Origin of the sequence: Mesorhizobium escarrei, assembly GCF_935825525.1 — a bacterium.
GTDB classification, from domain to species: Bacteria; Pseudomonadota; Alphaproteobacteria; order Rhizobiales; family Rhizobiaceae; genus Mesorhizobium; species Mesorhizobium escarrei.
In genome coordinates this window covers 19995-31384 of record NZ_CAKXZT010000162.1, presented here as the reverse complement: position 1 = coordinate 31384, position 11390 = coordinate 19995, and the positions used below count along the sequence as shown (strand labels likewise).

Sequence of the window (11390 nt, the reverse complement as noted above, 5' to 3'; positions counted from 1 at the left end):
CGCGAGCGGCTTCGTCCTTGGGTCGAGGGTGCGTTTCCGAAACGGCCCTGTAGCGGCAGAACCGGACGTTCAAAGACCCTGCTAAAAAGTAGCGGGCTTGCTTCGGGCGGTTAAGGCCAGGAGCGCCTCCGAAAGACGTTTCTTTGCCCGTTCGACCCCGTTCTCGTCGATCGCTTCGACATCGAGGAACAGGTCGAGGCCAGTCGCGTGCTCGCTGATGACCTGAGGGCGCTGTGCCAGTTCACCAAGGAGGCCCTCGACTTCATAGGGGACAACCTCCCGACTGATCCCCTTCATGGCGATCGGCGCCAACGGACGCGCTCGGACAAGGTCGCGCACGAGCGCATAGGTCTCATAGCTAAGGCAGATGCCGCCAGGTTCGGCAATCGATTGCAGGCGGGCCGCTAGGTTCGCTTCGGCCCCGATGATCGTGTAGTCCATGCGATCATCGGAGCCGAAGTTGCCGACATTGCAATAGCCCGTGTTGATGCCCATGCGAGCTCGGAACGGCTGCTCAATTCCTCGATCACGCCACAACCTGTTCAGCTGCTCTAGCCGGCGCTGCATGTCGACAGCCATGCGCAAGCAGGCCCTCGCGTCCTCCTCGACACCCTTTGTCTCGGGGTCTCCGAAGAACACAAGAAGTGCGTCGCCGATGAACTTGTCGACCGTAGCCTCGTGCTTGAGCGCGATCATTGACATCTCGGTGAAGTACTCGTTGAGGAGTGCCGTGAGGTCCTCAGGCTGGAGCCGTTCCGCGATCGCGGTGAAATCTTTGATATCTGAGAAAAAGATTGTGAGCTTCTTGCGCTCGGTCGCGATAGTCACGTCCTTTTGGCCGCTGAAGATGCTTTTATAAATTTGAGGCGAGAGATATTTGGCGATCTTCAATGAAATTGCGGCCAGAAAGTCGTTTGCCTCGGCGAGTTCCGTGTTCATGCCGTGAACCAAGGCGGACTGCCGACGCTGCAGGAAAATGAACGTCAGACCCGCCGCGGCTGCGAAGCCGAAATACAGAAGCAGATACTTGAAAGAGAGGACGTTCGCCCCGATCGGCTGGGCGACCGATATCTCCTGGATACCTCGGACATCCCCCACCTTCCAGTCTGTCTTGGGGCTGTCCGGGTGCGAGTTATGGCAGTTGACGCAGACTTGTCCCATTACTACGGGAGCCGCCGCGCGAACGTGTCGCTCAAGCAGCGAACCCGAGGCTTCGATGATGGGCTCACTTGGATTGGCGCGAAAGGCAGAGATTGCGTTGCGCTCGAATGTGTCTAGCTGGTGGGGCTCGCGGCCTTTGAAAGGTAGGTCCGAGACGAAGCGATATTTGACGGACCCGTCGTGAGCGCTGATGCGCTTGCCGAGTTCGATTGAGAGGGTTGCTGGGATAGGGATCGCACCTGGCACGTCCCTGTAATTGTGCGTCGCGGTCACGGCGCCGTCTGCTTTCAGGACCCGTCCCACGACGTCGCTGCCGTAGAATCCGCGCATGTCGTCGATGATCCGGCTGATTTCGCTGGCTTGCGTGCGCAGCATGCGTTCCGACAGATCTCGGAGGTCGAGCCAGGCTGCGACGGGCAGACCTATAAGGCCGACGACCACTGCCGCAACCAGGAGCGGTCCCATGGTGCGTTGCTCACGCGCAATCTGTTCACCCAATCCCGCCATTGTCCAGGTTACCGCCCACCCGTAATCCAATACCTGAACTATACCTTCATTCGCGGCTCGCTACCAGCGCCAGTGGCTCGGTGAGAACACGATGGCGAGATCAGGTCGAGATCGGTCCGGCAGCTTCTGGACTCCAGAAATCGATAGCAGACATCCGATCAGTTTGGATTGAAGTCTCCAATGTCCGCTTTCAGGAAGTGACAATGCTGACGTCAACGTCCGAGATTGGGCGCGAACCGGACATGCGCCGAGCGGTGCCGAACGTCGGGTTTCACCCTGTTGCGACCTTGCGCGCGGTCTGATTTTTGATGCGCTGGTACGGGTTGAGATCTTTCAAGCCGGGCCAATCCCAGGCCGGTACCTCATCGCTCCGATCGATCGGATGGCCATGATTTAGCGCCTACAATTGCGATCCCGCCAGCAGCGCCACCGCTGATGCGGGTGCCACGCTGCTGGCTTCGCCGCGGACGGCGTCATCTGCGAGGACGATCTCGGCGAAATCGACGAAGCGGCGTTCCATGCGTTCGGCCAGCCGCCTGATCTGCCAGCGGCCGGTTCCGGCGCCAACGATCGGCGCATCCCGGGCAAGGGACCCGGAAACCAGGCACGCCGCGTCGTGGATCTTGCGCAATTGCTGTTCGCTGAACCAGCGTGCGATTTCCTGCCATTCCGGCAGGGTCAGGTCGGCGGCGTCGCGCCCGATCATGCGCGCCAGCCGCACGATTGAGCCATCGACGGTCTTTTCCTTGCCGTCGGCGGAAGCGTGCCTGTCGTCCTTTTCGTCGAGCACCCCGAGGATCCGGTGCGCGTCGGCGATCGAGGCGAAATACTCGTTCATCAGCGGTGTCAGCCTGCCGCGGACGGGGGCCGACGAGGCGACACCGAACAGGAGCGTCCTGGTGAAGCCGGTATAGACCAGTTCGCCGCTCAGCAGCCGTCCGGAATCGGTGTAGCCGTCATTGGCGACGGCGCCATTTCTAATGGCGATAATGTCGGTGGTGGTCGAGCCCATGTCGACGAACAGGGCATCGCCGGCGAGCTTTGCCACCAACGACGCTGTCGCGTGCCAGTTGGCGGAGGCGACATCGGCGCTCAGCCGCGCTGCCTGCTCGGCCCCGACAAAGCCGGACGGCCCGGCATAGATCAAGTTTTCGCTTGGGAAACGGGTTGAAATCTCATCCAGCAGAGCCGCGACGCCGGCATCGCGGGACGGAAAGACATCCGCCAGTTCGCCGGTCATGGTGAATGCGTTGAGGTCGGCGCCGGCATAGATCGGAGCCGTTTCCTCGAATGCCAAGGCCAGGGTATGAAGCCCGAGCCAAAGCGGCGTGGCGATCGTTACTGCCTCGACGATGCGGCCGTCTTGCGCTCGCGTCACCTTCAGATGCGCGCCGCCAATATCGAAGCCGGCAACGATGCTCTTTCTTTTTTCCACGCTTCAAGCTTTCATCACAGTTGGTCAGGGGCAGTTGGTCGGCGAGAAAAGCGTTGCGTATCATTCCGGTTCTCGACCTGAAAGGCGGCGAAGTGGTGCGCGCCCAACAAGGAAAACGCAATCGCTACAGGCCGATCGTCACACCGCTCAGCAAAACTTCCGATGTCGTCGCGGTCACTGAGGGCCTGCGCCGGCTTTACCCCTTTCCGACCTTCTATATCGCCGATCTCGACGCCATCGAAGGCGGAACGCCAAACAGTGGCGCGCTTGCCCGGCTGAAGGCGATGGCGGAGCCGCCGGAGCTTTGGTTCGATGCCGGCATCGCCGACGAGAAAACACTTTCGGCAGCACTTGCCGAACCCAGGCTTTACCCGGTGCTGGGTTCCGAATCGCAACAGGACGACGCGCTGTTGCGGCGTTTTTGCAATCATCCGAAGGTTATCCTGTCGCTGGATTTCTTCGACGACGAATTTCGCGGACCGGCAGCATTTCTCGACGAGCCGGCGCTTTGGCCGCAAAAGGTGATCGTCATGACACTGGCCAAGGTTGGTTCCGCCTCCGGTCCCGACTTCACGCGGCTCGAGGCGATCAAGGCGCAGGCTGGAAGCCGCTCGGTCATCGCGGCCGGCGGGGTGCGCAATGAGGTTGACATTCGCGCCCTTTCGTCACTCGGTATCGCCGCGGCGCTGGTTGCGACCTCGCTGCATGACGGCACGCTCACGCCGGGGCACCTCGCAACGCTTGGCACCTAACATCTTCGTGCAGCCTCGAACTTCGGCCGCGGAAACCCGAGCCTTATAGAGCGGCGGCAATCAAGTCGATCGTCTCGCCGCTCTGTCTCTTTGCTGGAGCATAGGATTCCCAAATACTGGTCCTCAACCCTCGGATCAGGCCCGAGGGCAGTTTTGGGTCCGGTGCTCTAAAGCGCGTCGCGTTTGACCGGCCTCATGCGACGCGCTTTAGGTTGTTCTTTTCATGCATGTCGTTATCGCAAAACCGCTGCACACTTTTGCGCGACATGCATTAAAGGCCCAGAAGCTTTTTCAGGCGACGCAACAGACCATCCGGCTCCGCGGAGGGTTTTGCCTGTGCGGGGCTGTCTCTTGTCTAAGCCGCGAACGGATGCTTCACCTGATCCCGCTTGGCCGTGGCCTCGGCGGCCGTCGGCGTTCCCGAGACCGCGCGCTGGATGGCTTCCTTCGTCGCTTCGTAATTGTACTTCTGGATCTTGGCGTCGTCGGCGGCGTCCCAATGGATGAAAACGCCGACGCAGATGAACACATCGTCGGCCTCGTTGGCGGGAATGATGTCCTCGGCGACGGCATCCTGCACGGCCTTGGCGACCGCATGCTGGGCCGGGCCGAACATCTGCACGGCCTGCTTGGCGCCCTTGATCGTGACCTTGTTGAACATCACGGTGTTGGGCTTGCACTGAAGATTGGGCGCGATCACCGCCAAAAGGGAGGTAAAGCCGTCCTTGTTGTTGGTTAGCGCGTTGCAAAATGCTGTTTCGACTGCGCTCCCCCGTGGGCCGATGAGCAGGTCGACATGCGCCACTTCGTTGCCGTCTCCCACCAGCGATTCACCGACCATTACTTTCGAGATCTTTGCCATGCCAATTTCCTCCAAGACACAGTTATGGTGCCCAAAGACGCCGCAAACCGAGCGAGCGCTCGATGGACAGCTATCCTTGTTGGCAGCGCCCGGGGATCCGGACCGGTTGGCTGGATAGCCGCGGAAGCCCAGCTTCCGCTCCCGAAAGTCAACCACCAACGTTGCGATTATGCAAGCTGAACGCCGAGGAGGTGGACTAAAAGAGTAGCCACGGTCAGGTCGGCCGAGGTGCCGGGGTTGACGTTGTCTTGCTTCAGCCGGTGGTCGAGCCCAATCAGCAGACGAATGCGTGATGCCTCGTCGTCGTCGGCATGCAGCGCCGCTTCAACGGCAAGGGCTTCTTGCCGCGCCTGATCTGCGGCTTCAGCGCCATGCTTGCGCACCACATGGCTGTCGGGAAAGCCGGCAAGAAACGCCATGTAGGCGAACACCGTCGGCCACATGCCGCCTTCGCCGCGCCCCAACGCCGCTTGCAGAGCCGCAAGCCCGACGCCGAACACGTCGCCGAAACAAGTAACATACTGGCGGGCGATCAGGTCGCGGTCGGCCGCCTCCCGCATGGCTTCGAGCAGATGAACCTTCGGCTCCTGCCGCACATCGTTCGCGGCCTCTCCGAGGCCGCCCGGCGCGGCGGTGACGATCGCCTCGAACACCGCCCTGGTATCGTCCATGCTCATCGCGCGCAGCACCGCGTCGAGATTATCGCGCAGTCGATTGTCGCGCAGCCAATTGTCGTGCAGTGGGGCGCCCGCCATTTCGGCGGCGCACAGCAGAGGCCCTGCCAGAAGGATGATACCGAGATTGGTATTGGTCGCGACCGCCAGACGTGTCGCGCGGACCGCTTCCAGCATGCGCTGTCCGACCGGCAGTCGCGGGTCGGTCAGCGGTCCGGACGAGACCTCCGCGCTCGTCATGAACTGGGCAGCGGACATGCCGTGCCCGTCGGCGAACAGATGGACGTTGCCCGGTTTCAGCGCCTCGATCTCCATCCGGCAGGCGTCCTTGTAGGCAGCCCGGAGGCGTTCTCGCGAAAGCGCCATGCTAGCGGCTCGTCACGAATTCGCCGGCGCGGTGAGGCGGTAGGGTCGCGCTGCCGCCGACTCTGGGCGATCAGCCAGGAATTTCAGCAGGGCGTCGGCAATCGCATCGGCGATGTTCACCGCCACGACCGATTGCAGCCCCGACCAGGCGGGCATGCTGTTGACCTCCAGCACGAACAGCTTGCCGTCGACCGCCGGCACGATATCGACGCCGGCGAAATCCGCGCCGATAGCGGCGGCGGCGGCCCTTGCCAGCGCCGCCAGTTCGGTTTCGCCATGCCCCGAAACCAGCCCCGAAACCAGCTCTGGCACCGCCCCGCGATTGACGTTGGTGATCCAGTCGTCGCCACGACGGCTCATCATCGCCAAAACCTCGCCGGCACAGACGAAAACGCGAAAATCGCGGAAAGGAGGGCCGGGACGCGGCACGTAATGCTGGAGGTAGTAGACGCCGTTCACCTCGTCTTCGGCGGGGAGATCGGACAGTGTTTTGATCAGCCGGATGCCGCGGCCCTGGGCGCCGAAAAGCGGTTTTAGCACCAGCGGCGTGAACGGCAGTTCGCGTTTGGCGACCGCTTCGGCCATGGCAAAACCCTCGACCGCTGTTGTCGGCGGCGTCGGCAGGCCGGCATTCTTCAGCAGGAAGGTCGTCATCGACTTGTCGACGCAGCGTTCTATCGCCTGCGCGGAATTCCACACCGGAATGGAAAGCTTGCCGAATGCGTGCAGCACGCCGAGGCGCCGGGTGACCGCTTCGAATGATCCGGCGGCGATCGAACGGACCAGCACGGCGTCGGGCAGCGCGCCATCGAAGCCGGGGATCGACAGCCCGCTCGGGCTGCCGGTGTCGAACGCGATCGCCGGCAGCGGCACGGTTGCGACCACGGCGCCGCGCCGGTCCAGCCTTGCCGCCAGGCCCTTGGAACGGGCGTCCGAGACATCGCTGACGATCAGGATGCGGGGGATCATGTCGCGCCTTGGTACCGGTATACGGAAAGACGAGCGGCCCGGCAGGCGGATGACAGACTGATACATTGCAGCGCCATGGTCTAACCGAGGCTCCGTTCGAGCATCTGCATATCACGCTCGCCGGCGCGAAACGTATCGCCGGTCTCGATCGCCGTGACGATCACTTCGGCCGGGCTGAACAGCAGCGGATCGATGGCATAGAAATCACCCTTGAACCGCTTGAAGACCTCGGCGAAGGGGTGGCCGTGGTCGCGCGAGGCGCGGCTCGGCAATCGCTCCGCGAGCTCGCTGGCGTCTTTCGACGAGCCCTTTACGAACAGCTGGACGCTGCCGCCATAGATGATGGCGTCGTTGGTTCTGCCCATCGCGGTCAGGAAATCCGGATGGGGGGCTGGGATAGGCGCCGTGCCGATGCCGTCGACGACGTTCTCCAGCGGAAATTTGAGATCGTTGGTCTTGTGCAGGGCAACCTCGAGCGCGCGCGCGACGATCTGCACGCCGCCCGCAAGGCTTTGTGTCGGCGCATAGAGGAAGGTGAGCTTTTCGGTTGGCAGTCCGGTTGCCCTGCCGACCTTCTCGACGATCGGTTGGGGCGGCGGTTCGGCCGTCTCGAGGATAAGCACGGCGGATGACGCGGTGTCGCGATAGGAAAGTGTTTCGAACAGCGGTTCGACGCGGGCCAGCGCCCGCGCCGGTCCCGATCCCATGGCGAAATAGCCTTGGCTCGACAGGTTCCAGCCCGCATACTGGCTGCCGAGGCAGGCAAGCACCGGCTGCGACGACCGCACTTCAATGGTGAACGGCCATTTTTGCGACCCACGATCCATGCACACCGAAATGCTGCCGAGGCCGCCCATCGCGGCTTCCGCCATGCGCAGCCCGGCCTCGACGCCGCCGGCGGCCTTGGCGCCCGCATCGATCAGGCACTCACCCAATGGCCCCCTGGAAACGCCGATACGCAGGCGTTCGGCGTCGCTGATCATGCCGTCGATGATGCGCTGCGCATTGTCGTTGAGGAATGCCGAACCGTCTTTCATGTCCGGTCTCCTTCCCATTGGTGTTGCAACCGGCTGGCTTGTCCCTTGATCAGCCGCCTGGTCAGATCGGCGCTCGGACCGCGCGCGAAGATGGTGCAGACCGGATCGCCGGCGATCAGACGGGTGCCGGGCGACTGATGGTCGGCAGTCCATTCAGGCCAGGCAATCGATGGAAACCGGGCGATCGGCGCCGCCGCGTAGGTCACCATCGACGCCATCGAATCGACGAAGCGCGGCAGACGGTAGGCCTTGCCTGCCGCGGCGCGCAGATGCGCTTCGATCAATGGCGCGCCGGCATCGTCGAAAATGTCGAGCGTGGCGCCGGGCCTCGGATTGACCTCGATGAGCTTGTAGCCATCCGGTCCGCGAATGAGATCGGCGCTGCACAACCCAACCAGGCCGGCGCGGAGCGCCAGACCTGAAAGCCAGCCGCGGATCATCGCCGCCTGTCTGCGATCGAAGCGCCTCAACCGCACGGCGCCGCCATAGCGATAGGGCGCTGCCGGGGCGGGGGACGCCCATTGCTGGCTGAAGCCGACGATATCAGCGGTTTTGCCGTCGCCGACGAACAGGGCCGAGATGCTGCGGCCGGCAATGAAACGCTGGAAATAGCGGCCGCCAGGAGCCTTACTCGGTAATACCGGGGTTTCTCCGGCGGCCCGTGTGATATGCGCGCCGCCGGCGCCGCCCGCGGTCTTGACCACCCAGTTCTCCGGATCGGGCGGCGGGTCCCATCGGAATTCCGGATGCGGAATGCCGAGTTCGGCACAATCGGCGGCCAGCAATTGCGGGTCCTTGATCCTGCGGATCGCGGCGCCGCTGTTGCCGGCAAGCGAAAAATGGCGCGCGATCTCGTCGACGGTCTCTGTCATCCGCTCGAAGCCAGAACCCAGGACAATGGCGACCGGCTGGTCGTCTCCTGCCAATTGCCGAAGCGTCTCGATGATGCGCTCGCGGTCGATGCCGCCTTGCAGGTCGCCCGGCAGCGTCGTCGCGCGCTCGGCAAGCGCCACCGTGTCGGTATCGCAAAAGAAATCGGCGACCAGCGGACGATAGAAGGCGCGGCGCGCAGCGGCAGCCAGCGCCCGGCCTGAAATCGCCGCGATCAGGAGAGATCCGGCGTTATTTGGCAATCTCGCGTGCAAGGGAAAATGCTTCCTGAAAATCGAGCGTAATGGTTTTTTCGGCTTCGATCATTCTTTTGAAGAGGCCGAATTCGACCTTGTATTTCACGTTGCCGATGGCGAGCGGACCAATGCCGACAGCTTTTGCCGCTCCGAGCGGATCGCCATTGGCATTGACGGCCACGCCTTCGATGCCGGCCGGCGGAACCGCATTGACGTCGGCAGCAATAAGCAGGCCGTCGCCTTTCAACTGGGCTTTCGAGACCACCTGGACGCCGGCCTTGGCGCACGCCAGGATCACCTGGCTCGCCTCGGCCAGCTTCGTCTTGAGAGCGTCGCTCGATCCGTCTGCCGCATCCACGGCGATGTTGAACCGGCTTTTGATCAAGGCCGCGATCTGCTCGACCCTTGCGATGCCGTCATGACCGACAAGCGTCACCGCCGCGCCTTCCCTGGCGGCGATCACGGCGGTGCAGAAGCCGACGACGCCGGTGGCGCCGAAAACAGCGATCCTCGTGTCCCTCAGCCCGCGCTCGAATTTCTTCTCCAACGCTTTTTCGACCTTGGCCACCATTGCCGCGGCCGTGGTGAACGAGCCGGCCGGATCGGCGAATACCGAAACCTGGAAAGGCGGCACCATCGCTTTTCGCGCTGCGTCGAACATGTCGAGCGCCAGCGAGGCATCCTTGCCGGCGATGAAAATGCCGGTATCGACGCCCGCATCGGGCGGGCGCGAGAAGATCGCGTCCTGCACGAGGCCTGTCACCTCGCCGAGGCCTACATCGACATAGGGGACGACGGCGTCGAAGCCTGCATCGAGCGCCATGTTCACGTCGAAAGGGCTCATATGCTTCAACGGCGTCAGCATGTGCAGGATGTGTTTGCGGGCCATTTTTCGCCTTTCTTCTTGAACCTGAGTTGCCGGGCCGTCAGCTGCCGACGAGATCAAGTCTGGTCGAACTGATCTTCGCGCCGGAATTCCTGCCCTTGACGATCCTGATCTCGATGCCGTCTTCAATTGTCTGCTGAACCGCGCTGGCGAAGCTGACTGCAGCGTCTTGCGATGGAGCAAAGGCAAACCCTGTCGGCCCCCATGAGCTCTGGCCGATGCCGACGGCGCCTGCCTGGTTGAGACCGTGGGCTACGTTCTCGACCCGCTTGGAGGTGAACACGCCGCCTTGCGCCGGGGCGAAATGGGTGCCGATCAGCATCTGGATCGCGGTGACGGCGGCGCCGAAGGCTTGCAGGTCGTGCTCGACCAGAGCCGGCATGATGCCCATCAGCACCCGCCGGCAGATCTCGCCGCTGCCGGATTCCGGGAACGGCGGCAGCGAACGAAATGCCGCGATCTCGGCATCGCCATGCAGTCCATGCCCGCCATGATCGAGGATCAGGATGACGCGCCACTCTTCTGGAAACGGCAGTCGCGCCACGACCGGCGGCGGCCTGCCGCTGTCGTCCTTGCCGGCGTCGACAATCACGCCACCGCTTTCGAAACTGGCGATGCCGATGCCGGATCGGCCGCCGCGATCGAGCAGGGTCGCATCGCTGCCGATATCGAGAGGCAGCTTGTGGAGCGTGCGCAGCGCCGCGGCGACGGCAAGGGCGATCTGCGTGCCGGAGCCCAGGCCGGCATGGCTCGGGATCGACTGTTCGACCACCAGACGGTGCTGGCCGCGAATGCCGAGATGGCTGCAGAGCGTCGACAGATGTTCGCCGGCGCGACGGCTCTCGGTGCCTTCGACGATGGTCTCGCTGGATCGCGACAGAGTGACTGTTGTTTCGGGTTCGCTCAGCGGCAGGCCGACGCTGCCAAAGCGACGCCCGGTATCGCCGTTGAGATCGAGGAAGCCAAGATGCAGGCGGGCGGGCACTCGTATGGTAACAGAATTCGACATCTGCCCCCCGATGGGTGCATCATAGACGCATCATGGAAGTTTAGGTGCCCGTCGCCATGATAGCTGTTTTCGTCGAAGGGGCAAGCCGGAGAGAGTGCATTCGTTTTATCTGTTTTTGGCCCCGGCGCGAGAACGGACCGGGCAATTCGCGGAGGTCGAGATGAACGAGACGACGAGGGAAAAAGTCTATTCGGAAGCTGAGATTGCCGACCGGCTCGAGAAGGAGCTGCCGAAATGGCACTACGAGAACGGCTGGATCCGGCGCAAATACAAGACCCACAGCTGGAAATCGACACTGATGGTCATCAACACGGTCGGCCATCTCGCAGAGGCGGCATGGCACCATCCCGACATCACGGCGTCCTATGCCTGGGTCGAGGTGCGCCTGATGAACCACGCAGCCAAGGGCATCACCGACAAGGACTTCGAACTGGCCAAAAAGATCGAGGAAGTCGTCCAGTGGCAGCCGGCCAGGGAAGGCGGCGCGCTGGAAGGCACTCCGCCGACCGATCAGCGCTTCGCTTACATCAAATATGATTAAGCGCGGTCGGAATTTGTTGATGGCGCCAGAAAACATTCGCTAAAACATTGGCTAATCTGCTGAC

At 62.7% G+C, this 11390-nt stretch carries 11 protein-coding genes; 2 read left to right on the top strand and 9 right to left on the bottom strand.

The genetic code is table 11. The annotated features are described in order from the left end of the window. Nucleotides 1–81: 81 nt before the first annotated feature. Both NMG80_RS30125 and NMG80_RS30120 read right to left on the bottom strand, forming a co-directional pair. The gene (locus tag NMG80_RS30125; protein ID WP_254021491.1) at nt 82–1668 is read right to left on the bottom strand and encodes an adenylate/guanylate cyclase domain-containing protein; all 1587 of its coding nucleotides are present in this window, start codon (nt 1666–1668) and stop codon (nt 82–84) included. 400 nt (nt 1669–2068) lie between these two features. After that, nucleotides 2069–3103 (bottom strand): hydantoinase/oxoprolinase family protein, encoded by a 1035-nt coding sequence (locus tag NMG80_RS30120; RefSeq protein ID WP_254021490.1) that lies wholly within the window; start codon nt 3101–3103, stop codon nt 2069–2071. Nucleotides 3104–3156: 53 nt separating this feature from the next. Here NMG80_RS30120 and NMG80_RS30115 point away from each other — a divergent pair, with 53 nt between their 5' ends. Further along, nucleotides 3157–3855 carry a HisA/HisF-related TIM barrel protein gene (locus NMG80_RS30115; protein ID WP_254021489.1) on the top strand — a complete coding sequence of 233 codons (699 nt, stop codon included), beginning with the start codon at nt 3157–3159 and terminating at the stop codon, nt 3853–3855. Nucleotides 3856–4210: 355 nt separating this feature from the next. On the opposite strand, the gene fae is transcribed toward NMG80_RS30115, so the two are convergent. The 7 genes from fae to NMG80_RS30080 all read right to left on the bottom strand — a co-directional run bounded on the left by fae (nt 4211) and on the right by NMG80_RS30080 (nt 10785). Next, nucleotides 4211–4717, bottom strand: a complete 507-nt coding sequence (gene fae / locus NMG80_RS30110) for a formaldehyde-activating enzyme (protein WP_254021488.1) — start codon at nt 4715–4717, stop codon at nt 4211–4213. Nucleotides 4718–4884: 167 nt separating this feature from the next. Further along, nucleotides 4885–5706: a triphosphoribosyl-dephospho-CoA synthase gene (locus NMG80_RS30105; protein ID WP_254021487.1), complete on the bottom strand. Its 822-nt coding sequence runs from the start codon at nt 5704–5706 to the stop codon at nt 4885–4887. 63 nt (nt 5707–5769) lie between these two features. Further along, nucleotides 5770–6792 (bottom strand): ATP-grasp domain-containing protein, encoded by a 1023-nt coding sequence (locus NMG80_RS30100; protein ID WP_254021486.1) that lies wholly within the window; start codon nt 6790–6792, stop codon nt 5770–5772. 14 nt (nt 6793–6806) lie between these two features. After that, nucleotides 6807–7763, bottom strand: a complete 957-nt coding sequence (gene mch, locus NMG80_RS30095; protein ID WP_254021485.1) for a methenyltetrahydromethanopterin cyclohydrolase — start codon at nt 7761–7763, stop codon at nt 6807–6809. Then, nucleotides 7760–8896: an ATP-grasp domain-containing protein gene (locus tag NMG80_RS30090; RefSeq protein WP_254021484.1), complete on the bottom strand. Its 1137-nt coding sequence runs from the start codon at nt 8894–8896 to the stop codon at nt 7760–7762. Before NMG80_RS30090 ends, mch begins: the two co-directional genes overlap by 4 nt. Beyond that, nucleotides 8886–9779: an NAD(P)-dependent methylenetetrahydromethanopterin dehydrogenase gene (locus NMG80_RS30085; RefSeq protein ID WP_254021483.1), complete on the bottom strand. Its 894-nt coding sequence runs from the start codon at nt 9777–9779 to the stop codon at nt 8886–8888. The genes NMG80_RS30090 and NMG80_RS30085 overlap by 11 nt, the downstream gene beginning before the upstream one ends. Before the next feature lie 37 nt (nt 9780–9816). Then, entirely contained in the window at nt 9817–10785 is a 969-nt protein-coding gene (locus NMG80_RS30080) for a beta-ribofuranosylaminobenzene 5'-phosphate synthase family protein (RefSeq protein WP_254021482.1), read from the bottom strand. 160 nt (nt 10786–10945) lie between these two features. On the opposite strand from NMG80_RS30080, the gene NMG80_RS30075 reads away from it, so the two are divergent. Beyond that, nucleotides 10946–11326, top strand: coding sequence for a 4a-hydroxytetrahydrobiopterin dehydratase (locus NMG80_RS30075; RefSeq protein ID WP_254021481.1), 381 nt, complete (start codon nt 10946–10948; stop codon nt 11324–11326). The last annotated feature ends 64 nt before the right edge of the window (nt 11327–11390 follow it).